We start from the raw sequence: 1107 nt of genomic DNA on the forward strand, positions 1-1107 counted from the left end.
GGGACTGCCCCCCGTTTTTGAGACAGGGGTCAAAACACCTTTTAAACAGCCAATTGCCGATAGTTTATCGGTGATTGGTTGTTTAGTTTGGTTTGAATACGAATATTGTTATAATAATGAATGTATTCTATGACAGTGCGTTCTACGATGGCAGTCGTAGTTCGATCAATGCTGTTAAGATAGAACGTTTCAGACTTTAGCGAGGAATGAAACGATTCGATGGAGGCATTATCAGCGGGCGTCCCTTTGCGGGACATGCTCATGGTAATGCCTTTTGTTTTAACAGCTTTTTGATACTCGTAAGATGTATACACAGAACCTTGGTCACTATGTAACACGCAGTTCTCAGGCAGCATTGGTAGCTGATCAAGTGTGTCTAAGACAAAGGCTGTGTCCTGCTTATCCCCAATAGTAAAAGCAATCACTTCTCCATTGTATAAATCTAATATACTGGAAAGGTACAATTGTTTCTGTCCATAAGGCAAATATGTGATGTCCGTTACTAGTTTTTCAAGAGGACGATCAGACTGAAAGTTCCGATCCAATATATTATCGACCACGGCATATGGCTGCCCATCCTTCTTGCGCTTTTTCACCTTAACCCGACACTGCCATTGATTTTTCTGCATAATACGTTGAACCGTTTTATGGTTAATACACATTCTCTTTTTTAGTATGGCTGTGATTTTTCGATATCCATATCGATACTTGTGCTCTCGGCACAACGTGCCGATTTGTTTTTCCAAATGGCGCTTGGGATGATCCTTCATCAGATTCTTCTTCCAACGATAATAAGACGCTCGAGAGATACCTAAATGAATACAGATATCCTGTACGGTCATTGTGCTGTGCAATATTTCTACAAGTTCGACTGACGTTTCGCTATCAACTTCCTTTCCAATTCGTTGTACTTTTTTAAAACTTCATTCTGTTGTCTCAGGTAACGAATCTCTGCCTGCAGTTTCTCTAAATCGGAAGAATACTCCGGACCTTTTCCGTAAGTGTATTGCTTTCCAACAGGCTGTTCGAATCGATGTGTATCACCAGCCTTATACCATCTAACCCATGTCTGAACCTGTGTCTTATTCTTAATATTCAACTCCTGCA

Annotated in this window: 1 protein-coding gene; it reads right to left on the bottom strand. The window is 40.7% G+C overall.

What is annotated here, in order from left to right; genetic code table 11:
• Positions 1–41 precede the first annotated feature (41 nt).
• Positions 42–1107, bottom strand: a protein-coding gene (locus AC1RRX_RS19210) for an IS3 family transposase (protein WP_113708622.1) whose coding sequence is annotated in 2 segments (ribosomal slippage) — positions 42–919 and positions 919–1107 — 1067 coding nt annotated over the 2 segments. Because the reading frame shifts where the segments join, the coding sequence is not laid out codon by codon here. This gene is flagged as partial in the annotation.

The sequence above is a fragment of the Bacillus sp. GW821-FHT11D08 genome (assembly GCF_058808515.1).